The following is a 21,308-nucleotide window of genomic DNA, read 5'->3' on the forward strand; positions in this document are numbered from 1 at the left end:
TTCTCCACGCGCGGACGACCCACAATGGACCCATGAGGATCTCGGCACGGGCGGATTACGCGGTACGGGCGGTACTGGAGCTGGCCGTACGGCAGGGTAACGGGCCGGTGAAAGCAGAGGAAATCGCGGCCGCCCAGGGGATTCCGCACAAGTTCCTGGAGGGCATCCTCGGCGATCTGCGGCGCGCCGGGATCGTGGACAGCCGGCGCGGCGGGGGCGGCGGCTACCGGCTCGCCCGCGAGGCGTCGGCGATCACCGTGGCCGACGTCATCCGGGGCGTGGACGGCCCGATCGTCTCGGTCCGCGGCGAACGCCCGACGGGCCTCACCTACACCGGCACGGCCGAACCCCTGCTCCCCCTGTGGATCGCGCTGCGCGCGGGCGTCCGCCGCATCCTGGAGGGTGTGACGATCGGGGACCTGGCCGCGGGGGGCCTGCCGGACCCGGTCGGCGCCCTGGCGGCGGAACCGGCGGCGTGGGAGAACCCGTAGGGGAGAGGGCCTTGTGCCCCGAGCTTGTGCCCCGAGGGGGCGGTCATGATCCCTTCGCGCCCCGGCCCGTGCCCCTGGGGCGGACATACGGCCGCGGGGCCGGGGTGAGGCGTCCCCCGGTGATGAGGGAACCGGCCTGTTTCAAGCCGCGGACGCGGATGCTCACCTCGTAGCCGCCGATGTCCGGGATCGACGCGATCTGCCGGGTCAGGAAGCGGTAGAGGTCGTCGGTGTCCCGGCAGATGACGATGGCCATGATGTTGTCCGGCCCGCTGATGGCACCGGCGAAGGCGATCTGGTCGTGCCGGGCGATCTCCTCGCCGACCGCCTCCAGACGGTGCGGCGGGACGCGGAGCCAGAGCGTGGCGTGCAGCGGGTGCCCGAGCAGTTCGGAGAGCAGGTCCACCTCGTAGGAGAGGGTGCCGGACTCCTCCAGCGCCGCCAGCCGGCGCAGCAGGCGGCCCTTGCTCCAGCCCGTCTCGGCGGCCAGCCGGGCATGGGTGGCACGGCCGTCCTCGGCGAGCGCGGCGAGCAGCGGCCCGTCGTCGTCCGTGACTTCGTGGTACGGCCCGGACGGCGGCGCGGTACCGCCGGTCAGCAGGGCCTGCTGCTCGGCTGTCAGCCGGCCGCCGTAGCCGTTCCACTCGGCGGACAGCCCGGTGCCGAAGTCGTGCAGGATCATGTCGATGTGCAGGTTCAGCACGGCCGAGGTGCGGGGCAGCTCCTTCAGCAGGACGGTGTCCCCGGAGTCGCCCGCCGAGGAGCGCAGCAGGCAGATGATCTCCGAGCCGCCCGAGGCGAGCCGGACGAACGACACCTCGGGCCGGCGCACCAGCGCCTCGGCCAGCGCCCCCACCCGGTCGGGCCGGCAGGCGATCCGGGCGACCCACTCGACCTGCCCGTACGAGGCGGGCGCGACCCGTCCGTGGACGCGGACCACACCGCTGCGCACCAGCGCCTGGTAGCGACGGGCGACGGTCTGCTCCGACGCCCCCACGGCCTCCGCGATCCGGGCGAAAGGGGCGCGCGCCGAGCACTGCAGGGCTCGGATGATCTGTCGGTCCAGCGCGTCGGGCATGAGCCGATCGTCCCATGAACGGCGGCAGTGTGGAGGTTTTGGACCGGGCCAGGGGGCTGGTTTGGAGCACGGTCCGGCGGTCGCCGAGGGTGGTGGGCGTACCGAAGGAAAGGACGCGTGTTCCCATGCGTAAATGGCTGCCCCTCCTGGCGGTCTGTCTCGGCTCGTTCATGCTGTTGATCGACGTCACCATCGTGAATGTCGCCCTCCCCGACATGTCCCTCGCCCTGCACAGCACGTTCGCCTCGCTGCAATGGGTGATCGACGCCTACGCCCTGGCCCTCGCCGTGGTGCTGCTCGGCGTGGGAGCGCTCGCGGACCTGACCGGACACCGGCGCGTCTACCTGGGCGGCCTCGTGGCCTTCGCGCTCGCCTCCGCGGTGTGCGGCGCGGCGCCGAATCCGGGCACGCTGATCACGGCCCGTGCCGTGCAGGGCCTGGGCGGCGCCGCGATGTTCGCGACCGCCTTCCCGCTCCTGAACGCCTCCTACCAGGGGCGCGACCGGGGCACCGCCTACGGCGTGTGGGGCGCGGTCTCCGGCGCCGCCGCCGCGGTCGGCCCCGTCCTCGGCGGTCTGCTCACCGAGGCCGCCGGCTGGCGGTGGATCTTCTACGTCAACATCCCGATCAGCGTGGCCGCGGTCTGGCTCGCGGCCAAGGCGCTTACCGCGGACCGGCCCACGCCGGGGCGCCGGCCCGACTGGACGGGAACCGTCCTGTTCACGGTGGCCGCCTCGGCGCTCGTCCTGGCGGTGATCCGCGCGCAGGAGCACGGCTGGACCTCCGGGGCGGTCCTGGGCCTGTTCGCCCTCGCCGTCGTCGCCTTCCTCGTGTTCCTCGTCGTCCAGGCCCGCTCGCGGCACGCGATGCTCGACCTGTCCCTGTTCCGCAGCCGCTCGTTCACCGGGATCATGATCGCGTCGCTGACGGTGAACGTCGCGGCGTTCGCGATGCTCGCCTACACGTCGATCTGGCTCCAGTCCCTGCTCGGCCTGACCCCGCTGGAGGCGGGGCTGACCGGACTGCCGCTGTCCGTCGCCTCGTTCTGCACCTCGCTGGTCGTCGGCCGCTTCCTGCACGGCGTCCGTCCGCAGCTGCTGATAGGCGTGGGCATGGTGCTGATCGGTGCCGGGGCCCTGGCCGAGACCCTGCTGATCGGCGCGGGCTCCGACTGGACGGCACTGATCGTCGGCTACGCGGTGATCGGCGTCGGGGTCGGCGCCACGCTGCCCACGCTGGGCTCCTCGGCGACCGCGGCGGTGGGCTGGCAGCGCGCCGGGATGGCCGCGGGCGCGACCAACAGCGCACGCCAGCTGGGCCACGCCATCGGCATCGCCGTCCTCGGCAGTGTCTTCGCGTCCTCGTCGGCCGCGTGGCTCACCGACCACCAGGTCCGGGGCGCCGCCGCCCTCGGCCGGGCCCTCTCCGGGGGCGGCGCGGGCCACGTCCTGGCCGCGACCCCGGCCGCGGGCCGCGCGCAACTGGCCGACGCGTTGCACGGCGCCGCGGCGCACGCCCTGCGGGCCGGCTTCACCGTCGCCGGAGCAGTGGGCCTTCTCGCCGGAGTCCTGGCCCTGATCCTGATGCGCCCCCAGCGGGTCGCCCCGGCGGTGGAGGAACAGCAACCGGTCCCCGCCCACGCCTGACCGACCTTCCTCCAGGCGGCCGCCGGGACCGGAGTGTTCCGCGCGGAGGCGATCAGGGCGTCGGAGGCTTCCGATGCCTGCCGGTTCCGGGGCCGAGCTTCGGCGACGCCTCCGGAGCGGCGGCAGCCTCGGCGCGGGGAAACAGCATGAGCCTTGCTTCCGCGAGGTTCGCCGCGAAGCCGTGCGCCTCCCACAGATGGCCGTTCCACCGCTGGATCGCACGCGGCGCATCGGGGTTCAGATGCGATGCCCTCGGACCGTCGCCGGTCACGAGGGGTACGGCACGGAGCTGCCCGATCCTCGCGTCCCGACGCTCGGCCCACTGGGCGAGCGGTTCGTCGTCCATGCCCGGAGCGTAGTGGGTCAGACGATCCGGTGCTCCCAGCACAGGGAGGGGACCGCGGGACATCGACGTCTTGCCCCGCTCATGTCCGATGACCGAGTCTCGACTCTTGATCACCGGATCGCGGCGCTTTCGCGCACCGCATGACGAGAGGGACACGCGCATGAACGACGGCCGGATCTTCCGCGAGGCGTGGATCGACGGTGTGCACAAGCACTACCCCGGCGAGCCGAAGCCCGGCTACGTCACGCCGTGGGACGAGACGCCCGCGTGGGAGCGCGAAGCCGCAACCGCCGTGTACGGGCAGGTGCGTGACTTCATCTTGGTCAGCGGCGGACATGCGGCCCGGCTCACCCGCGAGCAGAAGGGCCGATTCGTCGCGATCTGCTGGACCGCCCAGATGTTCAGGCACTTCGAGGACCCGAAGCCCGGATACGTCGCCGACTGGTCCGACCTGCCCGCCTGGCAGCGGGAGACGGACGCGGACATCTTCGAACGCATCGAGGGGACCGTCTGATCTCGGGAGCGACGACGTCCCCGTCCGGCCGATCCGGGCGGGGACGCCTTGTTGCAGGTCATAGCGTCGCGTTGCCTGTTCCCGGCGGCGGCCTCTCGCCTGCGCGCTAACCGTGCGCGCCGGCGTAGGCGACGAACGCGGACCAGGTGGTGGGGGAGAGGGCGAGCTGGGGGCCCTGTTTGGTTTTGGAGTCGCGGATGTGGATGGTGGCGGGGGTGGTGGCGACTTCGATGCAGTTGTCGCCGGACGCGCTGCTGTAGCTGGACTTGCGCCAGGTGGTGGCGACCTCGACGCAGTCGTCCCCTGAACCGCTGCTGTAGCTCGACTTGTGCCAGACGAGGGCAACTTCGATGCAGTCGCCGTCGCCGCTGCTGCTGTACGTGCTCTTGAACCAGTTCATGGGTTCCCTCGCATCAGCTGTAACGGGCTAGCTCTGGGGTTCGGTCTCCGCGGCGTAAGAGACGAAGGCCGACCAAGTGGTGGGGGTGAGCGCGAGCTGGGGGCCCTGCTTGTTCTTGGAGTCGCGGATGTGGATGGTGGCGGGGGTGGTGGCGACTTCGACGCAGTCATCCCCTGAGCCGCTGCTGTAGCTCGACTTGTGCCATTTCAGGGCGACTTCGACGCAGTCGCCGTCGCCGCCGCTGCTGTAACTGCTCTTGAACCAGTTCATGGGTTCCCTCGCATCCGCTGCAACAGGCTCCGGGAGGTCTTCGGATTGAGAGCCTGTGAGCGCATCCTGGCATACCGCTGATGGAGGATGCTGATCTCCTTCGGTTCGGAGACGAGCAGCCCACCGCGCTGACCTTCGCAGTAGGCGAACCACTTGTGCTTCGGGGTCTCCAGCAGCTGAATGGGGCCATCGAGACCGGCGTGAGATTCCCGCACGGTCGGCATGATCTGGATCTCGACATTGCGAAGTTCACCGACCTCCAGCACGTGGTCGATGAGTTCCCGAGTGATGTCCACTCCGCCTGTGCGCCGCCGGAAGACGTGCTCCTCCAGGATGAAGTTGAACGCCGTGTTCGGCCGCTCCCACAGCAACTGCTGGCGCTTGGCGCGGGCGAGCCACTGCTCTTCGATCTGGCTGTCACTCAGCGGCGGAAGCTGCTCGGTGAACAACACCCGCGCATACCGCTCCGTCTGCAAGAGCCCCGGCACCATCCTGGACTCGTACGTGTAGAGCGTGATGGCCACTTGCTCCAGCATCGCCCAGCGGCGGAACCAGGAAGCCAGTCCAGGCTCGCGCTCAAGATGCTCGGCGGCTCGTCGGAAGGCGCCCGTGTTGCCGAGGGCCGCCTCCGCCGCCTCGATGAAGTCGGGGTCGGGCATACGCCTGCCCAACTCGATCGAGGCAATCGTGTGCTTGGAGTACCCCACGAGTTCCCCAAGTTCCTCCCGAGTGAGCCCGTGATACTCGCGGAGCGCTTGAAGCACCGCCCCGAACGTGCGCAGACTTACCGACGACTCCGGCTCACCGTCGCTTCCCGTAGCCATGCGACAGATCGTCACGCCCCGTCATGAGTACTGTCCAGCCCGTGACCGCGTACGCCCCCGCAGCGTACGCGCGTCACCTCTGGTGAACCCCCCTCCCCGCGCCCCACATTGGGCGCATGACAGCACTCCCGGTCATCACCCCCACGCTCGTCCAACGCCTCAGCTCGACCCCCCGCGGCGCACGCCTCGCGCGGCGGCTCGCCGTGGCGCAGTTGGACGCCTGGGGGTTCGCCTACGACAGTGAGACCACCGAGGCCGTCGCCCTCGTCGTCGCCGAACTCGCCGCGAACGCCGTCACCCACGGCCGCGTGCCGGGGCGGGACTTCGAGCTGCGGCTCGCCCGGAACGCGGACGGTATCCGGATCGAGGTGAGCGACACCCGGTCGGAGTGTCAGCCGCCCGGCCCCGGCAGCGTGCCCCCGCCCTCCCCGCTCGTCGAGTCCGGGCGCGGGCTGCTGCTCGTGGACGCGGTGGCGCGGCGCTGGGAGGTGGTGGACCGGGAGCCGCCGCCGGGCAAGACCGTGCGGGCCATCGTCGCCGTACCGGCGTCTTTCGAGAACGTTTTCGATCCCGCACCAAACATTCACAGCGGTGCCTAGGAACGTGACGCGCGTCGACCCTAGTCTTCCGGGCGTCATGGACTACTGCCTCCCGTGCCGACGGCACCTCAACGGCGCCCTGGTCTGTCCGGGGTGCGGAACACCGGCCGAACCGGCCGACCGGATACCCGGTCCGGCGCGGGTGGAGCCGGAGAACGGGGAGCCCGGACAGGGGTCGGGGGGAGAGCCCCCGGAGTCCGTAGGGGGCCGGGCGGAGCGGCGGAGTCGTAAGGCCGCCGCCCACCGCCGCAAGCGTCGCCGTACCGCCCTCCTCGCCGCCGGTTTCGCGCTCGCGGCCGGCGGCCTCGGCTTCGCCGAACTCGGCACCGACGCGCCGCTGCCCTTCACCGGCGGCGGTACGGCCACCGTCAAGGACACCTCGGCCGGCGACAGCTCCGGTCCTTCGGCTCGTACGACCGCTCCGCACCGGGTCAGCGACGTCTCGGCGACCTCCGGCCCGACGGCCTCCGCGAGCGGATCCCCGTCGGCGGGGGCCAGTGACTCCGCCTCCCCCTCCGCCACCAGCAGAACGGCGAAGGCGCCACCCCCCGCCACCACCGCCCCCGGCTCGCCCGTCACCGCCCCCACCACCCCGGCCACGACACCGCCGGCCGCCCCACCCCCCACCACCGCCCCCGCGACCTCCCCGCCGCCCCCGGCGCCGTCCCCGACCCGCACCTGTGACCGCTTCCTGTGGTGGTGCACCTGATCAAGCCCCGATCGGCGTCAGGCCCGCCGGAATTGCGCCTCTCCCATGCCATCGGCCGTTCGGGGCATCGATGACACCGAAGGGACGTCACGGCGGTTGAGTCGTTACAGGGACAGGTTCAGAAGGAGTGCGGATGACGCAGAACAACGCCGTGCACGGCACGGTCGCCGAGGGGTTCGAGGCGGTCAGGGAGGAATTCGCCGCGTTAGTCGCGGCCGAACGGGACGACTACGAGGGCCAGTTGTGCGCCTATGTGCGCGGGCGGTGCGTGGTGGACCTGTGGGCGGGCCCGAGCGGGACGGGCGAGGCGCTGTACGGCGTGTTCTCGGCCACCAAGGGCGCGGCCCACCTGGTCGCGGCGCTGCTGGTGCAGGACGGCACGCTGGAGCTGAACCGCAAAGTCACGTACTACTGGCCGGAGTTCGCGGCCGAGGGCAAGGGCGAGCTGACCCTCAGGGACCTGCTCGCGCACCGGGCCGGACTGGTCGGCACGGACGCCGGGTTCACCCGCGCCGAGCTGGCGGACGACCGTGCGATCGCCGAACACCTCGCCGACCAGCGGCCGTTCTGGCGACCGGGAGCCGCGTTCGGCTACCACGCGCTGGTCATCGGCGCGCTGACGGGTGAGGTGGTGCGCCGGGCCACCGGCCGGACGATCCAGGACCTGTACGAGGACCGGGTCCGCGTCCCCTACGGGCTGGACTTCCACCTGGGCCTGCCGGCCACCGCCGACCCCCGCTTCCGCGGTCCGCAGTCGCTGCTTCCCACCCCGGAACAGCGGGCGCTCATCGACGCCTCGCCGCGCGGCCCGCACACCCTGGAGGCGATCGCCTTCAACCGGCACGGCGCCGAACCGACCGTCCTGGAGCGGCTGTACGAGGATCCGCTGATCCGTGCCAAGGGCCCCGCCTCGGCGGGCGGGATCGCCTCGGCGCGGGGACTCGCGCGGATGTACGCGGCGATGATCGGGGAGGTTGACGGCAAGGCGCCGCTGCTGAAGGCGGACACGGTCGCGGAGTTCGGCCGGATCCATTCCGCCGGCTACGACCTGGTGACCCGCGACCACCGGTCCTTCGGCCTCGGCTTCCAGGCCACCGCCGACCTCTGGCACCCCGTCCTGGGCGCCGGCTCCGTGGGCCACAGCGGCGCCAACGGCACCCAGGCGTTCGCCGACCCGCACGCCGGCCTGGCGTACGGGTACACCCGGCGCCGCTTCACCTTCCCCTACGGGGCGGCGCCGGAGAACGACCGGCTGGTACGGGCGGTGCACCGGGCGGCGACGGCCTCCGGGTGACGGCCCTTCCGGGTGGGGACGCGCATCCCCACCCAGTGGCCGCAAACGCCGGGGGCTACGGCTTGACGACCATCTTCCCGGTGTTGTCGCCCCGCAGCAGCCCCAGGAACGCCTCCAGGGTGTTCTCGATGCCCTCCACCACGGTCTCCCGGTACTTCAGCCGCCCCGAGGCCACCCACGGCCCGACCTCCCGCACGAACTGCGGCTGGAGATCGCGGTGGTCGTTGACGAGGAAGCCCTCGATCCGGCCCCGCGTCTGGATCAGCCGCGCCAGGTTGCGCGGGCCGGGCGCGGGCTCGGTGTCGTTGTAGACCGAGATCATGCCGCAGACGGCGATCCGCCCGCCCTGTCGCAGCGAGCCGATCGCCGCCTCCAGGTGGTCCCCGCCGACGTTGTCGAAGTACACGTCGATCCCGTCGGGCGCGGCCTCGCGCAGCTGCTCCGACACCGGGCCGTTCTTGTAATTGAACGCCGCGTCGAAGCCGTACTCCTCCACCAGCAGCCGCACCTTCTCGTCCGAGCCGGCCGAGCCGATGACCCGCGAGGCGCCCTTGAGCTTCGCGATCTGCCCCACCTGGCTGCCCACGGCCCCCGCGGCGCCGGACACGAACACGATGTCGCCCTCCTTGAAGGAGGCGGTGCGCAGCAGGCCCGCGTACGCGGTCAGGCCGGTCATGCCGAGCACCCCGAGGTACGCCGACAGGGGCGCCGCGTCCGGGTCGACCTTCACGGCGTGCCCCGCGTCCAGCACGGCGTACTCGCGCCAGCCGAGGAAGTGCAGCACATGGTCGCCGGGGGCGATCCCCTCGGCGCGGGACTCGATCACCTCGCCGACCGCGCCGCCCTGCATGACCTTGCCCAGCTCGAACGGCTCGACGTACGACTTGGCGGCACTCATCCGGCCCCGCATGTACGGGTCCACGGAGAGGTACGTGTTCCGTACCAGGATCTGGCCCTCGCCCGGCGTCGGGACGGGCGTCTCCACGAGCGCGAAGTCCTCCGGCTTCGGCCAGCCGACGGGGCGGCTGAGCAGGTGCCATTCGCGGTTGGTGTTCGTCGTCATCGCGGTGGTGCCTTTCATTTATTTCACTACCTGAAACAATGGTTAGGCTGAATATTTCAGATTGTCAAGTAACCGGGTAGGCTATGGGGCATGGCACCACCGCATCCCCGCCGTCCGGACCAGCTGACCCTGGACGTCGTCGAACTGATCGCCGAGGTCGTGGCGCGCTACCACGCGGACTACGACGAGGCGGCGGCCGAGCACGCCCTGACCGGCGCGCAGGCCAAGCTCCTCAGTCTGCTGTCCCTCGGGCCGCTGCCCATGCGCAAGCTCGCGCAGAAGCTCAAGTGCGAGCCGTCCAACGTGACGGGGATCGTGGACCGCCTGGAGGCGCGGGGCCTCGCCGAGCGCCGCCCGGACCCCGCCGACCGCCGCGTCAAGATGGCGGCGGCCACGGAGGACGGGCTGCGGGTGGCCCGCGAGCTGCGCGAGGGGCTGCACTTCGCGCGCGAGCCGCTGGCGGGACTGTCGGCGGACGAGCGGGCGACGCTGCGGGATCTGCTGCGGCGCATGCTCGACGCGTAAGGTTTCCGCCATGCGTGATCTGGGGGCGGGATTCAAGTACCTGGTCGAGGGCCAGCGGTGGATGGCGCGGCACGGCCGGCAGTACGGCCTCGCCCTGCTGCCGGGCCTGATGGCGCTGGTCCTCTACCTCGCCGCGCTGATCGCGCTGGCGATATGGGGCGGCGACGCGGTGACCTGGGCCACGCCCTTCGCGGACCACTGGCCGAGCCCCTGGGGCACGCTGTTCCGGGGCTTCCTCACCGCGGTGCTGTTCGCGCTGGGACTGCTGCTGGCGGTGCTCACCTTCACCGCGGTGACGCTGATCATCGGGCAGCCGTTCTACGACACCCTCTCGGAGCGGGTCGACGCCTCCGAGTCGCCCGACGGTACGGCCCCCCGGTCCACGCTCCCCTTCTGGCGCGAGCTGTGGCTGTCGGCCCGCGACAGCCTCCGCGTCCTGCTCCGGGCGGCGGTGTGGGGCGTCCTGCTGTTCGCGCTGGGCCTGCTGCCGGTCGTCGGCCAGACGGTGATACCGGTGCTGGGCTTCTTCGTGACCGGCTTCTTCCTCGCGGAGGAGCTGACCTCCATCCCCTTGCAGCGCCGGGGCCTCGACCTGCGCGCCCGCCTCACCCTCCTGCGCTCCCGCCGCCTGCTGGTCTGGGGCTACGGCACCCCGCTCGGCCTCGCCTTCCTCGTCCCCTTCGTCGCCGTCTTCCTGATGCCGGGCGCGGTGGCCGGCGCGACGCTGCTGGCGCGGGACCTGCTGGACGAGGAGTCGGGCACGGCGGAATCCGTGCCCGCCTCCGACGCGCGGACCACGGACGGCTGACCGCGCCGGGGTTTCAGCCGGGCGTCGTACGGAAGCGGCGGCGGTATTCCGTCGGGGTGGTGTCCAGCCTGCGGCGGAAGGCCCGGACGAGGGTGTCGGGGGTGCCGAACCCGCAGTCGGCGGCGACGCGTTCGAGGGTGGCGTCGGTGGACTCCAGCTCGTTGCGGGCGCGTTCGACGCGCACCGACTCGATGTAGGCGTGCGGGGTCGTGCCCAGCTCGTTTTTGAAGATCCGGGTGAGCTGCCGGTCGCTGATGTGGGCGTACCCGGCGAGCCGGCCGACCGTGAGGGGCTCGGCGAGGTGGCGCAGGATGTAGTGGCGCAGGTCCTCGATCCGCCGGGTCGGGGACGGCTGCTCCAGCGGGACGCTGAACTGGCTCTGCCCGCCGGGCCGTTTCAGGTACATCACCAGGTGCCGGGCGACCCGCAGCGCGACCGCCTCGCCGAGGTCGTCCGCGATCAGCGCGAGGGACAGATCGAGGCAGGCGCTGATGCCGGCACCGGTCCACACCTCGCCCTGCCGGATGAAGATCGGGTCGGCGTCGACCCGGACGGCCGGGTGGTCGGCGGCGAGCTGCGGCGCGGTCGACCAGTGCGTGGTGGCCCGCTTGCCGTCGAGGAGCCCGGCGGCCGCGAGGATGTGCGCCCCGACACAGACCGAGGCGATGCGCCGGGCCCGCGGGGCGAGCGCCCGCACCCGCCGTACGACCACCGGGTCCACCGTCGGCCGCAGCCGGCCGCCGCCGTCGGCCTCGACCGCGCCCGGCACGATCACGGTGTCGATGCTCCGGGCCGCCAGCGCGTCGAAGGTGACATCGGGCAGCACCCGCACCCCGGCGGCCGTGACGACGGGGTCCGGGGTCTCGGCCGCGAGGACGACCTCGTACGCCGCGGCCTCCTCCGTCTCCCGCCGGGCGAGGTGGAAGACCTCCGGCGGCCCCGTGACATCGAGCAGGTCGACCTGGTCGAAGAGGACGATCACGATCAGCCGGTCGACGGTGTGCACGGACCCCCCTGGCGACGGAACGCGGCGATGTCTGCTTCCGCCGTGTCGGTTTCTGCATGCTAGACGTCATTGCCGACGTGCGGGGGAGAGCCATAGCGTCGAGGGCACGGGCCGCCGCACCGGCGCGCCCCCTCAACTCCCCACCCCATGAGGCGGTTTGCCATGCCCAGAACGACGCTGCGACAGCTCAACGGCTTCGACGAGACGCCGCCCAAACTCGCCGACGCCACGCTGGTCCTGATCGACTACCAGAACACCTACACCACCGGCGTGATGGAGCTGGACGGCTGGCGCCCCGCCCTCGACGCGGCGGCCCGGCTGCTGGAGCGCGCCCGCCGGGAAGGCACCCCGGTCATCCACGTCGTCAACGACGGCGGCGAGGGCACCCCCTACGACATCCGCGCCGAGATCGGGCGCATCCACCCGAGCGTCGCCCCGGCCGACGGCGAGTCCGTCGTCGTCAAGCAGGCGCCCGACGCCTTCCACGGCACCGGACTGGGCCGGCTGGTGGACGAGGCCGGCCGCGGTGACCTGGTCATCGCCGGCTTCATGACCCACATGTGCGTCGCCTTCACCGCGCAGGGCGCCTTCCTGCGCGGCAACCGCCCCACCGTGGTCGCCGACGCCTGCGCCACCCGCGCCCTGCCGGTCAACGGCGGGGAACTGGACGCCCCCGCGGTCCACCTCGGCGCCCTGGCCACCATCGCCGACCTGTACGGCGTCGTCGTACCCGCACCGGAGTCCCTGGCCTGACCGCTCCGGCGGACTCAGCGCGCGGAGAAGGCGTACACCGTCTCGGAGCGGTACACCTCGCCGGGGCGCAGCACCGTGGACGGGAAGGACGGGTGGTTCGGGGAGTCAGGGAAGTGCTGGGTCTCCAGGGCGATCCCGTCGCCGGGGGCGAAGGGCGCGGGGAGGTGGTCGCCGGTGTAGAGCTGGAGGCCGGGCTCGGTGGTGGCGACCGTGAGGGTGCGGCCGGAGGAGGGGTCGTGCAACTCGGCGACCTCCTCGGGGGCGGGCGTGACACCCTTGTCCAGCACGAAGTTGTGGTCGTACCCCGTGCCCACCTTGCGGGCCTCGCGGAAGTCGAAGCGCGAGCCGGTCACGTCCCGCAGCTCGCCCGTCGGGATCAGGTCCCCGGTGACCGGCGTCAACCGGGAGGCGGCCAGCCGCAGTTCGTGCCCGGCGGCCGAACCGGACCCGGCACCCGCGAGGTTGAAGTAGCCGTGGCTGGTGAGTGCGACCACCGTCGGCGCGTCCGTCCTCGCCTCGTACGCGATCCGCAGCGCGCCGGACGCGTCCAGGGTGTACGTCACCGCCACGTCGAGCCGGCCGGGGAAGCCCTCCTCGCCGTGCGGGCTCACCCGCGCCAGCCGCACCCCGTACTCGACCTCCGTCGCCTCCCACACCCGCTTGTCGAACCCGCGCGCACCCCCGTGCAGCAGATGCGGCCCCTCGTTCGGCTCCAGGGCGTACACCGCGTCGTCCAGCCGGAACCGCGCCCCCGCGAGCCGGTTGGCGTACCGCCCGACCAGCGCGCCCAGGTACGGCTCCGGGTGCGCGAGGTAGCCGTCGAGGCCGGGGAACCCGAGCACCACGTCCGCCGTCCGGCCCGCCCGGTCCGGCACCTCGACGGACCGCACGATCCCGCCGTACGTCAGGACCTCCGCCCGCGTGCCGCCCCGCTCCAGCGTCCAGCGGTGGACCTCGGTGCCGTCGGGAAGTGTGCCGAAGAGTTCGCTCATGCCAAAACCCTAGGTGACCGGCCCGGACCTCTGTAGCGTGCGGTCATGCGACCCGTCACCGTGTCGACCCAGGTTCCCTGCCCGCCCGCACAGGTCCACGACTTCCTCGATGTGCTGGCCCACCACGAGCGGTTCACCGACCACTACCTGACCGACTGGCGCTACAGCGGCCCGAGCCGCGGCTTCGGCGCCCGCGCCACCGTCACCGCCGCCCTGGGCGGCACCAGGACCGACGTCGGCATCGAGGTCATCAACTCCCGGCCGCCGCACCGCATCGTCGAGCACAACGTCAGCGCCGCCGGCCGCCGCCAGGCCCACGGCATATACACCATCGCCCCGCTCCCGGACGGCGGCAGCCGCGTCTCCTTCACCTACACCTGGCTGTGCGCCCCGCTGCCCGAACGCCTGCTGGCCCCCGTCGTCCGCGCCACGATGCGCCGCGCCAACCGGACGGCCATGCGCCGCCTGGCCGCCGAACTGGCCCGGTACCGGGAAGAGGGCGCTACGCCACCGGACGGGCGGCCGTGACCGTCCGGTACGCGATCGCCGCCAGCCGGGCCTGGCCGTCCTTGCTGGGGTGGAACCAGTCCCAGTGGCTGAGCTGGCCGGTGCCGAAGCGGTAGTCGTACACCGCGTCGCCGTCGAAGCGGCAGCGGCGGTCGGCGGCGCAGACCTCCTTCAGCACCTTGTTGTAGGCGACCACCCGCTCCTCCACCTGGTCGCGCCGGTGCTCGGCCGCCGCGCCCAGGTCGTCGGCGTCGCCCAGCATCGAGGGGCAGATGCCGAGCTTCCACACCTCCTTGCCCAGCGGATTGCCCCGGCCCTGCTCCCACAGCCGCTTCAGGTTCGGCACGCTCGCGACGTACACCTGGGTCCTGGGCGCGGTCGCGCGCAGGGTGCGCAGGGCCTCCTCGAAGTCCGCGCGGAAACCGGCGACCGAGGTCATCGCCCTCGTGGAGGAGCGGCAGGCGTCGTTCGCGCCCACCATCACCGTGACCAGTTCCGGGTCGCGACTCGCCGCGTCCGCCATCTGCTGCGAAAGATCCGCCATCCGGGCGCCCGTCATCGCGTAGTTCCAGCTGTGCGCGGCAGCGCCCCGCGCACCGAGCAGCCGTACCGCCAGACTGTCCACCTGGGCGTCGCTGCCCGTCGCCCAGGACACCTCGGGGCAGTCCGACAGCACGGTGCACGCGTCGAAGCCGCGGGTGATGGAGTCGCCGACCGCCGCGATCGAGGCCGGACTGCGGTTCCACAGCGGCGCCTTGGCGGCCCTGGCCCCGGTGCCCCGAGCCGCGGCCGAGCCCCCGGTGTCGCACCCGGCGACGCCCAGCACGGTGGCCGCCGCCACGGCCAGGGCGAGCCGCGCCCGGTGGCTTCGCTTCCGCATCCCTGGTGTTCTCCTCGCTCGAAGTGGGTGCTTTCCCCCATAACAACGTGCGAGGGTTCCCGGTGGCCGGGCCGCTGGAACGAACGGGGCCCGTACAAGCGTCCCACTGGGTGAATGGTGAAGGATTCCTGGCACCGGGACCGACGGTACGTCACTCTCCTTGCCCCGCCGCAAGGTAGCCTCGCCATCAGCGCGGCCGTCGTGCCACTGCCGCCAGCAAGCCAGCAAGATGTCCCGCTCTGCCCGGAGGTTCCGGTGACGACACGTGGAGTTCTGTACGTGCACTCCGCGCCGCGCGCGCTGTGCCCGCACGTCGAGTGGGCCATCGCGGGGGTGCTCGGCACGCGCGTCAACCTGGACTGGATCCGCCAGCCCGCGGCCCCCGGCACCTGGCGCTCGGAGTTCTCCTGGCAGGGCCGGCCCGGCACCGCCTCCAAGCTCGCCTCCGCGCTGCGCGGCTGGCACCTGCTGCGCTTCGAGGTCACCTCGGAGCCCTGCGCCACCGCCGAGGGCGAGCGCTACAGCTGCACCCCCGACCTGGGCATCTTCCACGCCGTCACCGGCATCCACGGCGACATCCTCATCCCCGAGGACCGGCTGCGCGCCGCCCTCACCCGCTCCCAGCGCGAGGAGACCGACCTGGAGGCCGAGATCGCCAAGCTGCTCGGCAAGCCGTGGGACGACGAACTGGAGCCGTTCCGCTACGCGGGCGAGGGCGCGCCGGTGCGGTGGCTGCATCAGGTGGTCTGAAACGCGCCCCGAAGGGGCGCGGGGAACTGCGCGACCAGCCACGACGGCGCCGCAGCCGGCAACGACGATGGCCCGGTCTCCACAGGAGACCGGGCCATCGGACTGTCGCAAGACTCACATCGTGCGGAACGCCAGCACCACGTTGTGCCCGCCGAACCCGAACGAGTCGTTCAGCGCGGCGATCCGGCCCTCCGGCAGCTGCCGCGCCTCGCCGATCACGATGTCCGCGTTGACCTCGGCGTCGAGGTCCTTCACGTTGATCGTCGGCGGTGCCGTGCGGTTCACCAGCGCCAGGATCGACGCGACGGTCTCGATGCCGCCGGCGCCGCCGAGCAGGTGACCGGTCATCGACTTCGTGGCGGAGATGGCCATGTGCTCGACATCGTCGCCGAACACCTTCCACAGCGCCTTGATCTCGGCGACGTCGCCCTGCGGGGTGGACGTGGCGTGCGCGTTGACGTGCACGACCTCGGCCGGCTTCAGATCCGTGTTGTCCAGCAGGTTCTGCAGCGCCTGCGCGATGCCGTTGCCCGAGGGCTCCGGCTGCGTGATGTGGTGGCTGTCGGCGGAGATGCCCTGGCCGACCGCCTCCACGTAGATCCGGGCGCCGCGGGCCTTCGCGTGCTCCTCGGACTCCAGGATGATCACACCGGCGCCCTCGCCGAGCACGAAGCCGTCGCGGCCCGCGTCGAAGGGCCGGGACGCGCCCGCCGGGTCGTCGTTGTTCTTGGACATCGCCATCATGTTGCCGAACGCGGCAATGGGCAGCGGGTGGATCGCGGCCTCGGTGCCACCGGCGATCACCACGTCCGCACGCCCGGTGCGGATCATCTCGACCGCGTACCCGATGGCCTCCGCGCCCGACGCGCAGGCCGACACGGGGGTGTGCACGCCGGCGCGCGCGCCCAGGTCGATACCGACGTTGGCCGCCGGGGAGTTGGGCATGAGCATCGGCACGGTGTGCGGGGAGACGCGGCGCACGCCCTTCTCCCGCAGCACGTCGTACTGGTCGAGGAGCGTGGTCACGCCGCCGATGCCGGAGGCGATGACCGCGCCGAGACGGTCGGGGTTGACGGAGGCGTCCTCGCCGGCCCTGGCGGTGAAGCCGGCGTCCTTCCACGCCTCGCGCGCGGCGATCAGCGCGAACTGCGCCGAGCGGTCGAGCTTGCGGGCCTGCGGCCGGGGAAGGATCTCACCCGGCTCGACGGCGATCCGGGCGGCGATGCGGACCGGCAGGTCCGCCGCCCAGTCTTCCTCCAGGAGGCGGGCACCGGGCGTGCCGGCGACCAGGGCCTCCCAGAACGAGGCTGCGTCGCCACCCAGCGGTGTGGTTGCGCCGATACCGGTGACGACCACGGTGCGATTGGTCGGGCTCACGGGAATTCTTTCTCCAACGGATGCGGGAATCTACGGCGCCACCGCCGGGTGGCGGGGCCTTGCAGCCCGGCGGCCTCGCGGCCTGCCGGACCAGAGGGCCTCAAGCGAAGGGCTCAGGCCTGGTGCTTGAGGATGTAGTCGGTCGCGTCGCCGACGGTCTTGAGGTTCTTGACGTCCTCGTCCGGGATCTTCACGTCGAAGCGCTCCTCGGCGGCGACGACGACCTCGACCATGGACAGCGAGTCGACGTCCAGGTCGTCGGTGAAGGACTTGTCCAGCTCGACGTCCTCGACCGGGATACCGGCGATCTCGTTCACGATTTCGGCGAGACCCTCGACGATCTCTTCCTTGGTGGCGGCCATGTCAGGCGCTCCTTCTTCGATAATCCAGACGGGTTGGTGGCATTTGTCCCCCCACCGGATCGCATGATCCGGCACGGAGTGCCTAGGGGAGGGTAACGACCGTGGCGGCGTAGACGAGACCCGCCCCGAATCCGATGACGAGCGCGGTGTCGCCGCTCTTGGCCTCCCCGGTCGCCAGAAGCCGCTCCATGGCGAGCGGGATCGAGGCGGCCGAGGTGTTGCCGGTGGTGCGGATGTCACGGGCGACCGTGACATGCTCCGGCAGCTTGAGGGTCTTCACCATCGAGTCGATGATCCGCACATTGGCCTGGTGCGGGATGAAGACGTCCAGGTCGTCCGAGGTGATCCCGGCCGCGTCCAGCGCCTGCTGGGCGACCTTCGCCATCTCGAACACGGCCCAGCGGAACACCGCCTGGCCCTCCTGCGTGATCGCGGGGAACTTGATGTTTCCCGCGCTGTCCAGCGGAAGCTCGTTGACATCGCCGGCGTGGAAGCGGTTCCACGGGATGGTCTGCTTGATGATCTCGGACTTGTCGCCCTCGGAGCCCCACACGGTCGGGCCGATGGCCGGCTCCTCGGAGGGGCCCACCACGACCGCGCCGGCGCCGTCGCCGAACAGGAAGGCCGTGGCCCGGTCCTCCAGGTCGGTCAGGTCGCTGAGCCGCTCCACGCCGATCACCACGACGTACTCGGCGGAACCCTCCACGACCATGCCCTTGGCCAGGGTCAGGCCGTAGCCGAAGCCCGCACAGCCGGCCGAGATGTCGAAGGCGGCCGCCTTGTCGGTGCCGAGCTGGTCGGCGATCGAGGTGGCGATGGCCGGGGTCTGGGCGAAGTGCGACACCGTCGAGACGACGACCGCGCCGACCTGCGAGGCGTCGATACCGGCGTCGGCGATCGCCTTGCCGGCCGCCTCGACCGACATCGCGGCCACCGTCTCCTCGGGGCCCGCCCAGTGCCGGGTCTCGATGCCGGAGCGGGAGCGGATCCACTCGTCGGAGGAGTCGATCTTCTCCAGGATCACCTCGTTGGGCACCACACGGGTCGGGCGGTAGCCGCCGACACCGAGGATGCGCGCGTACGGGGCGCCCTTGCTGGGCTTGATCTTCGCCATCTACGGCTCCTTAGGCGTCAGGCGTCAGGCGTCGACGTGCTCGGTGATGAGCGCACGGGCCGCGTCGAGGTCGTCGGGGGTCTTCAGGGCCAGCGTCTTGACGCCGGGCAGCGCCCGCTTGGCCAGTCCGGTGAGCGTGCCGCCGGGGCACACCTCGATGAGCGCGGTGACGCCCAGCTCCTTGAACGTCTCCATGCACAGGTCCCAGCGCACCGGGTTGGCCACCTGGCCGACCAGGCGCTCCAGCACCTCGGCGCCGGAGGCGACGGTCCGGCCGTCCTTGTTGGAGACGTAAGCGATCTCGGGGTCGGCGGGCGCGAGTTCGGCGGCGGCCTGTGCCAGCGCCTCGACCGCGGGAGCCATGTGCCGGGTGTGGAAGGCGCCGGCCACCTTCAGCGGGACGACCTTGCGCACGCCCTCGGGCTTGTCCTCGTTCAGCGCGGCCAGCTGCTCCAGCGTGCCCGCCGCGACGATCTGCCCCGCGCCGTTGACGTTCGCCGGCGTCAGGCCCAGCTTCTCCAGGTGCGCGACCGAGGTCTCCGGGTCGCCGCCGAGCAGCGCCGACATGCCGGTCTCGGTGATCGCGGCGGCCTCCGCCATGGCGAGGCCGCGGGTGCGGACCAGCTTCAGGGCCGCGGCGTCCGGCAGCACGCCCGCGAAGGCGGCCGCGGTGATCTCGCCGACGCTGTGCCCGGCCACCGCGCCCGGCGCGATCTCCGACATGGCACCGAGTGCCGAGGCGGACAGGATCCCGGCGGCGACCAGCAGCGGCTGGGCCACGGCGGTGTCCCGGATCGCGTCGGCGTCGGCCTGGGTCCCGTAGTGCACCAGGTCGAGGCCGATGGCGTCCGACCAGGCGGCGACACGGTCGGCGGCACCGGGGAGTTCGAGCCAGGGGGTCAGGAAGCCGGGCGTCTGGGCGCCCTGGCCGGGAGCGACGAGTACGAGCACTCTCACACTCTCTCTTGGGTACGGGCACGGCCGCCCGTGGGGACAGGGACGAAGAACATGAAGGGCTTTTGTTGACCTCCGACAAAACCCTATGCCTGGGGGTCACCGTCGGCCAGGCGCCCCAGGATCAGCGCGATCCGCAGCGTGAACGCGGATCGTACATCCGAAGGCGACCAGCCGGTGACGTCTGTCACACGTCGGAGCCGGTAGCGCACGGTGTTCGGGTGAACGAACAGCATCCGGGCCGCGCCCTCCAGGCTGCTCGCCTGCTCCAGGTAGACACTCAGGGTCTCCAGGAGCGCCGATCCGGCCTCCCCCAGCGGTCTGTAGATCTCCTCCACCAACTGCTCACGGGCGCTCGGATCGCCCGCGATCGCGCGCTCCGGCAGCAGATCGTCCGCCAGCACGGGCCGGGGCGCGTCCTGCCACGCCGTGCACGCCTTCAGCCCCGCCGCGGCGGCCTGCGCGGACCGGGTGGCGGCCAGCAGATCCGGTACGACGGGACCGGCGACCACGGGCCCTGCCGCGTACGGCCCGATCAGCGACTTCGCCACCGCGAGCGGATTGTTGCTGCCGCCCGCGATCACCACCAGCCGGTCCCCGAGGACGCCGGTGAGCACCTGGAGCTTGGCGTGCCGCGCGGCCCGCCGGATCGCCTCCACGGTCAGCTCGCTGTCCCCGTCCGGCGCGGTGCCGAGGACGACGCACACATGCTCCGGCGAGTTCCAGCCCAGCGCCGCGGCCCGGCTGACCGCGCCCTCGTCGGCCTCGCCGCTGAGCACGGCGTTGACCACCAGCGACTCCAGGCGCGCGTCCCAGGCACCGCGTGCCTCGGCGGCCTGGGCGTACACCTGGGCGGTGGCGAAGGCGATCTCCCGCGCGTACACCAGCAGCGCCTCGCGCAGCACCCGCTCGTCACCCGGCGCGGCCACCTCGTCGATGGCGCTCTCCATGACCTCGATGGTGGTGCGCACCATCTCCACGGTCTGCCGCAGCGTGATCGCCCGCGTCAGCTCGCGCGGCGCGGTCCCGAAGACGTCCGTGGAGATCGCCTGCGGGGTGTCCGGGTGCCGGAACCACTCGGTGAACGCCGCGATGCCCGCCTGGGCGACCAGCCCGATCCAGGACCGGTTCTCCGGGGGCATGGCCCGGTACCACGGCAGGGTCTCGTCCATCCGCGCGATGGCCTGGGCGGCGAGACTCCCGGAGGACTTCTCCAGCCGTTTCAGGGTCGCGGCGTGGGTATGGGCGGCGGATGCCGCGGGGTCACCAGGGTGGGATTCGGGTTCGGGCACGGGGACAAGGGTGCCTTATCCGGACGGGACCATGCGTCGGCGGGTCGGCGACCCGGCGCCCGCGCGCACCGGGCGCGGGGCTACGGTGGGCTCGTGATCGACGTACGGCGCGCCGCCGAGCGCTATCCGGGCGGGGACCCGGCGGCCGGGATCGAGACCCGCCACGCCTTCTCCTTCGGCCCGCACTACGACCCCGGAAATGTGCGCTTCGGCCCGCTGATCGCCTGCAACGAGGAACGGCTCGCGCCCGGCGCCGGATTCGGCGAACACCCGCACAGCCACACCGAGATCGTCACCTGGGTGATCGAGGGCGAGCTGACCCACCGCGACTCCGCTGGCCACGAGCGCACCGTGCGCCCCGGCGACGTCCAGCACCTCAGCGCGGCGGCGGGCGTCCGGCACGTCGAACGCAACGACGCCCAGGGCCCGTTGATCTTCCTCCAGATGTGGCTGGCGCCGCGGGAGCCGGGCGGCGAACCGTCGTACGACATCGTGCCGGGCATCGCCGACGCCACCCCCTACGCGGTCCCGGCGGCGGGCGCGATGCTGCATGTGCGCCGGCTGGGCGCGGGGGAGCGGACGGCCGTGCCCGACGCGCCGTACCTGTACGTCCATGTCGTGCGCGGCGGGGTGCGGCTGGACGGCGTGGAGCTGGGCGCGGGGGACGCGGCCCGGATCACCGGCGCGCGGGACCTGGCGGCGGTGGCGGTGGCCCCGGCCGAGCTGCTGGTGTGGGAGATGTCCGGCTGACGGC

General features: G+C 72.1%; 26 protein-coding genes. 12 read left to right on the forward strand and 14 right to left on the reverse strand.

From position 1 onward, the window contains the following. Nucleotides 1-32: 32 nt before the first annotated feature. On the forward strand, nt 33-491 hold the full coding sequence (locus AC069R_RS05675) for an RrF2 family transcriptional regulator (protein WP_478764816.1): 459 nt from the start codon (nt 33-35) through the stop codon (nt 489-491). A gap of 43 nt (nt 492-534) precedes the next feature. Here AC069R_RS05675 and AC069R_RS05680 read toward each other — a convergent pair whose 3' ends face one another. Beyond that, nucleotides 535-1,569: an Lrp/AsnC family transcriptional regulator gene (locus AC069R_RS05680; RefSeq protein WP_478764817.1), complete on the reverse strand. Its 1,035-nt coding sequence runs from the start codon at nt 1,567-1,569 to the stop codon at nt 535-537. Between the two features lie 125 nt (nt 1,570-1,694). Between AC069R_RS05680 and AC069R_RS05685 the strand changes: the two genes are divergently transcribed. Continuing rightward, complete coding sequence (locus AC069R_RS05685) at nt 1,695-3,215, forward strand: DHA2 family efflux MFS transporter permease subunit (RefSeq protein WP_478764819.1); 1,521 nt, start codon at nt 1,695-1,697, stop codon at nt 3,213-3,215. Between the two features lie 52 nt (nt 3,216-3,267). On the opposite strand, the gene AC069R_RS05690 is transcribed toward AC069R_RS05685, so the two are convergent. Next, on the reverse strand, nt 3,268-3,561 hold the full coding sequence (locus AC069R_RS05690; protein WP_478764820.1) for a DUF6087 family protein: 294 nt from the start codon (nt 3,559-3,561) through the stop codon (nt 3,268-3,270). 160 nt (nt 3,562-3,721) lie between these two features. Between AC069R_RS05690 and AC069R_RS05695 the strand changes: the two genes are divergently transcribed. Next, on the forward strand, nt 3,722-4,075 hold the full coding sequence (locus AC069R_RS05695) for a hypothetical protein (protein WP_478764821.1): 354 nt from the start codon (nt 3,722-3,724) through the stop codon (nt 4,073-4,075). Between the two features lie 106 nt (nt 4,076-4,181). Here AC069R_RS05695 and AC069R_RS05700 read toward each other — a convergent pair whose 3' ends face one another. From AC069R_RS05700 to AC069R_RS05710, 3 genes are read right to left on the reverse strand one after another with little or no spacing between them, the layout of a single operon-like run. Beyond that, nucleotides 4,182-4,475, reverse strand: coding sequence for a DUF397 domain-containing protein (locus tag AC069R_RS05700; RefSeq protein ID WP_478764823.1), 294 nt, complete (start codon nt 4,473-4,475; stop codon nt 4,182-4,184). Between the two features lie 27 nt (nt 4,476-4,502). Beyond that, nucleotides 4,503-4,745 carry a DUF397 domain-containing protein gene (locus AC069R_RS05705; RefSeq protein WP_478764825.1) on the reverse strand — a complete coding sequence of 81 codons (243 nt, stop codon included), beginning with the start codon at nt 4,743-4,745 and terminating at the stop codon, nt 4,503-4,505. Then, nucleotides 4,742-5,569: a helix-turn-helix domain-containing protein gene (locus tag AC069R_RS05710; RefSeq protein WP_478764826.1), complete on the reverse strand. Its 828-nt coding sequence runs from the start codon at nt 5,567-5,569 to the stop codon at nt 4,742-4,744. Before AC069R_RS05710 ends, AC069R_RS05705 begins: the two co-directional genes overlap by 4 nt. Nucleotides 5,570-5,685: 116 nt before the next feature. Between AC069R_RS05710 and AC069R_RS05715 the strand changes: the two genes are divergently transcribed. The 3 genes from AC069R_RS05715 to AC069R_RS05725 all read left to right on the forward strand — a co-directional run bounded on the left by AC069R_RS05715 (nt 5,686) and on the right by AC069R_RS05725 (nt 8,171). Continuing rightward, nucleotides 5,686-6,168: an ATP-binding protein gene (locus AC069R_RS05715; protein ID WP_478764828.1), complete on the forward strand. Its 483-nt coding sequence runs from the start codon at nt 5,686-5,688 to the stop codon at nt 6,166-6,168. A 37-nt stretch (nt 6,169-6,205) separates the two neighbouring features. Further along, a complete protein-coding gene (locus AC069R_RS05720; RefSeq protein WP_478764829.1) occupies nt 6,206-6,877 on the forward strand; it encodes an SCO2400 family protein in 672 nt (223 codons plus the stop codon). Nucleotides 6,878-7,010: 133 nt separating this feature from the next. After that, on the forward strand, nt 7,011-8,171 hold the full coding sequence (locus AC069R_RS05725) for a serine hydrolase domain-containing protein (RefSeq protein ID WP_478764831.1): 1,161 nt from the start codon (nt 7,011-7,013) through the stop codon (nt 8,169-8,171). A gap of 55 nt (nt 8,172-8,226) precedes the next feature. Here the strand turns inward: AC069R_RS05725 and AC069R_RS05730 are convergent, their stop codons facing one another. Then, nucleotides 8,227-9,252 carry an NADP-dependent oxidoreductase gene (locus AC069R_RS05730; RefSeq protein WP_478764832.1) on the reverse strand — a complete coding sequence of 342 codons (1,026 nt, stop codon included), beginning with the start codon at nt 9,250-9,252 and terminating at the stop codon, nt 8,227-8,229. A gap of 72 nt (nt 9,253-9,324) precedes the next feature. Here AC069R_RS05730 and AC069R_RS05735 point away from each other — a divergent pair, with 72 nt between their 5' ends. Together AC069R_RS05735 and AC069R_RS05740 are read left to right on the forward strand one after the other, a co-directional pair. Further along, the gene (locus tag AC069R_RS05735; RefSeq protein WP_478764833.1) at nt 9,325-9,759 is read left to right on the forward strand and encodes a MarR family winged helix-turn-helix transcriptional regulator; all 435 of its coding nucleotides are present in this window, start codon (nt 9,325-9,327) and stop codon (nt 9,757-9,759) included. 10 nt (nt 9,760-9,769) lie between these two features. Further along, the gene (locus AC069R_RS05740; protein WP_478764834.1) at nt 9,770-10,567 is read left to right on the forward strand and encodes an EI24 domain-containing protein; all 798 of its coding nucleotides are present in this window, start codon (nt 9,770-9,772) and stop codon (nt 10,565-10,567) included. A 13-nt stretch (nt 10,568-10,580) separates the two neighbouring features. Here the strand turns inward: AC069R_RS05740 and AC069R_RS05745 are convergent, their stop codons facing one another. Further along, the gene (locus AC069R_RS05745) at nt 10,581-11,573 is read right to left on the reverse strand and encodes a GlxA family transcriptional regulator (protein ID WP_478764835.1); all 993 of its coding nucleotides are present in this window, start codon (nt 11,571-11,573) and stop codon (nt 10,581-10,583) included. A gap of 162 nt (nt 11,574-11,735) precedes the next feature. On the opposite strand from AC069R_RS05745, the gene AC069R_RS05750 reads away from it, so the two are divergent. Further along, nucleotides 11,736-12,326 (forward strand): cysteine hydrolase family protein, encoded by a 591-nt coding sequence (locus AC069R_RS05750; RefSeq protein WP_478764836.1) that lies wholly within the window; start codon nt 11,736-11,738, stop codon nt 12,324-12,326. Between the two features lie 14 nt (nt 12,327-12,340). Here the strand turns inward: AC069R_RS05750 and AC069R_RS05755 are convergent, their stop codons facing one another. After that, nucleotides 12,341-13,318 carry an aldose epimerase family protein gene (locus tag AC069R_RS05755; protein WP_478764837.1) on the reverse strand — a complete coding sequence of 326 codons (978 nt, stop codon included), beginning with the start codon at nt 13,316-13,318 and terminating at the stop codon, nt 12,341-12,343. A gap of 45 nt (nt 13,319-13,363) precedes the next feature. Here AC069R_RS05755 and AC069R_RS05760 point away from each other — a divergent pair, with 45 nt between their 5' ends. Next, nucleotides 13,364-13,846 carry an SRPBCC family protein gene (locus tag AC069R_RS05760; protein ID WP_478764838.1) on the forward strand — a complete coding sequence of 161 codons (483 nt, stop codon included), beginning with the start codon at nt 13,364-13,366 and terminating at the stop codon, nt 13,844-13,846. Here AC069R_RS05760 and AC069R_RS05765 read toward each other — a convergent pair. Continuing rightward, complete coding sequence (locus AC069R_RS05765) at nt 13,821-14,705, reverse strand: SGNH/GDSL hydrolase family protein (RefSeq protein WP_478764839.1); 885 nt, start codon at nt 14,703-14,705, stop codon at nt 13,821-13,823. The genes AC069R_RS05760 and AC069R_RS05765 overlap by 26 nt on opposite strands. Nucleotides 14,706-14,960: 255 nt before the next feature. On the opposite strand from AC069R_RS05765, the gene AC069R_RS05770 reads away from it, so the two are divergent. Then, a complete protein-coding gene (locus tag AC069R_RS05770; RefSeq protein WP_397986114.1) occupies nt 14,961-15,455 on the forward strand; it encodes a DUF3145 domain-containing protein in 495 nt (164 codons plus the stop codon). 114 nt (nt 15,456-15,569) lie between these two features. On the opposite strand, the gene fabF is transcribed toward AC069R_RS05770, so the two are convergent. The 5 genes from fabF to fasR all read right to left on the reverse strand — a co-directional run bounded on the left by fabF (nt 15,570) and on the right by fasR (nt 20,554). Continuing rightward, a complete protein-coding gene (gene fabF / locus AC069R_RS05775) occupies nt 15,570-16,832 on the reverse strand; it encodes a beta-ketoacyl-ACP synthase II (RefSeq protein WP_478764840.1) in 1,263 nt (420 codons plus the stop codon). A 113-nt stretch (nt 16,833-16,945) separates the two neighbouring features. Further along, on the reverse strand, nt 16,946-17,194 hold the full coding sequence (locus tag AC069R_RS05780; protein WP_397986116.1) for an acyl carrier protein: 249 nt from the start codon (nt 17,192-17,194) through the stop codon (nt 16,946-16,948). An 82-nt stretch (nt 17,195-17,276) separates the two neighbouring features. After that, complete coding sequence (locus AC069R_RS05785) at nt 17,277-18,308, reverse strand: beta-ketoacyl-ACP synthase 3 (RefSeq protein WP_478764841.1); 1,032 nt, start codon at nt 18,306-18,308, stop codon at nt 17,277-17,279. 24 nt (nt 18,309-18,332) lie between these two features. After that, complete coding sequence (locus AC069R_RS05790) at nt 18,333-19,259, reverse strand: ACP S-malonyltransferase (protein ID WP_478764842.1); 927 nt, start codon at nt 19,257-19,259, stop codon at nt 18,333-18,335. Between the two features lie 89 nt (nt 19,260-19,348). Further along, nucleotides 19,349-20,554 carry a fatty acid biosynthesis transcriptional regulator FasR gene (gene fasR / locus AC069R_RS05795; RefSeq protein ID WP_397986119.1) on the reverse strand — a complete coding sequence of 402 codons (1,206 nt, stop codon included), beginning with the start codon at nt 20,552-20,554 and terminating at the stop codon, nt 19,349-19,351. 93 nt (nt 20,555-20,647) lie between these two features. On the opposite strand from fasR, the gene AC069R_RS05800 reads away from it, so the two are divergent. Further along, nucleotides 20,648-21,304, forward strand: coding sequence for a pirin family protein (locus tag AC069R_RS05800; RefSeq protein ID WP_478764844.1), 657 nt, complete (start codon nt 20,648-20,650; stop codon nt 21,302-21,304). Nucleotides 21,305-21,308 lie beyond the last annotated feature (4 nt).

It is taken from the genome of Streptomyces sp. NPDC043952, assembly GCF_056435325.1.

Bases quoted from the DNA above. Each gene is read 5' to 3' on its own strand.
- AC069R_RS05715 (WP_478764828.1), top strand. From the start codon at position 5,686: ATGACAGCACTCCCGGTCATCACCCCCACGCTCGTCCAACGCCTCAGC.
- AC069R_RS05780 (WP_397986116.1), bottom strand. From the start codon at position 17,194: ATGGCCGCCACCAAGGAAGAGATCGTCGAGGGTCTCGCCGAAATCGTG.
- AC069R_RS05725 (WP_478764831.1), top strand. From the start codon at position 7,011: ATGACGCAGAACAACGCCGTGCACGGCACGGTCGCCGAGGGGTTCGAG.
- AC069R_RS05760 (WP_478764838.1), top strand. From the start codon at position 13,364: ATGCGACCCGTCACCGTGTCGACCCAGGTTCCCTGCCCGCCCGCACAG.
- AC069R_RS05700 (WP_478764823.1), bottom strand. From the start codon at position 4,475: ATGAACTGGTTCAAGAGCACGTACAGCAGCAGCGGCGACGGCGACTGC.
- AC069R_RS05785 (WP_478764841.1), bottom strand. From the start codon at position 18,308: ATGGCGAAGATCAAGCCCAGCAAGGGCGCCCCGTACGCGCGCATCCTC.
- AC069R_RS05680 (WP_478764817.1), bottom strand. From the start codon at position 1,569: ATGCCCGACGCGCTGGACCGACAGATCATCCGAGCCCTGCAGTGCTCG.
- AC069R_RS05695 (WP_478764821.1), top strand. From the start codon at position 3,722: ATGAACGACGGCCGGATCTTCCGCGAGGCGTGGATCGACGGTGTGCAC.
- AC069R_RS05765 (WP_478764839.1), bottom strand. From the start codon at position 14,705: ATGCGGAAGCGAAGCCACCGGGCGCGGCTCGCCCTGGCCGTGGCGGCG.
- AC069R_RS05750 (WP_478764836.1), top strand. From the start codon at position 11,736: ATGCCCAGAACGACGCTGCGACAGCTCAACGGCTTCGACGAGACGCCG.
- AC069R_RS05705 (WP_478764825.1), bottom strand. From the start codon at position 4,745: ATGAACTGGTTCAAGAGCAGTTACAGCAGCGGCGGCGACGGCGACTGC.
- AC069R_RS05690 (WP_478764820.1), bottom strand. From the start codon at position 3,561: ATGGACGACGAACCGCTCGCCCAGTGGGCCGAGCGTCGGGACGCGAGG.
- AC069R_RS05735 (WP_478764833.1), top strand. From the start codon at position 9,325: ATGGCACCACCGCATCCCCGCCGTCCGGACCAGCTGACCCTGGACGTC.
- AC069R_RS05740 (WP_478764834.1), top strand. From the start codon at position 9,770: ATGCGTGATCTGGGGGCGGGATTCAAGTACCTGGTCGAGGGCCAGCGG.
- AC069R_RS05675 (WP_478764816.1), top strand. From the start codon at position 33: ATGAGGATCTCGGCACGGGCGGATTACGCGGTACGGGCGGTACTGGAG.
- AC069R_RS05720 (WP_478764829.1), top strand. From the start codon at position 6,206: ATGGACTACTGCCTCCCGTGCCGACGGCACCTCAACGGCGCCCTGGTC.
- AC069R_RS05755 (WP_478764837.1), bottom strand. From the start codon at position 13,318: ATGAGCGAACTCTTCGGCACACTTCCCGACGGCACCGAGGTCCACCGC.
- AC069R_RS05685 (WP_478764819.1), top strand. From the start codon at position 1,695: ATGCGTAAATGGCTGCCCCTCCTGGCGGTCTGTCTCGGCTCGTTCATG.
- AC069R_RS05730 (WP_478764832.1), bottom strand. From the start codon at position 9,252: ATGAAAGGCACCACCGCGATGACGACGAACACCAACCGCGAATGGCAC.
- AC069R_RS05710 (WP_478764826.1), bottom strand. From the start codon at position 5,569: ATGGCTACGGGAAGCGACGGTGAGCCGGAGTCGTCGGTAAGTCTGCGC.